The following is a 274-nucleotide window of genomic DNA, read 5'->3' as shown; positions in this document are numbered from 1 at the left end:
CAAAACCAGGATGTGGCTGAAGTTTTTCGCAGTCATCTTGAGGCAGCTATGAATCGCTTGTTAGAAACGGAATTAACCGCCTTCTTGGACTATGAAAAATATGACCGTATTGGAGTGAATTCTGGAAACTCTCGTAACGGCGGATACATACGTACACTTCATACCGAATATGGAGACCTGCGGCTTCAGATCCCACGAGACCGTAATGGAGAGTTTAAGCAGCAGACCGTGGCTCCCTATAAACGTTCCAACGACACGCTCGAATCGTTTGTCA

1 protein-coding gene is annotated in these 274 nt (G+C 46.4%); it reads left to right on the top strand.

What is annotated here, in order from left to right:
• Nucleotides 1–12 precede the first annotated feature (12 nt).
• Nucleotides 13–274, top strand: a 262-nt coding sequence (locus tag BBG47_RS28690) for a transposase (protein ID WP_254659965.1), incomplete at its 3' end; no start/stop codon positions are given.

The organism is Paenibacillus sp. KS1, assembly GCF_001680695.1.
GTDB lineage: Bacteria > Bacillota > Bacilli > Paenibacillales > Paenibacillaceae > Paenibacillus_B > Paenibacillus_B suaedae.
The sequence above is the reverse complement of the archived record's forward strand: the minus strand, read 5'-3'. Positions and strand labels throughout refer to the sequence as shown.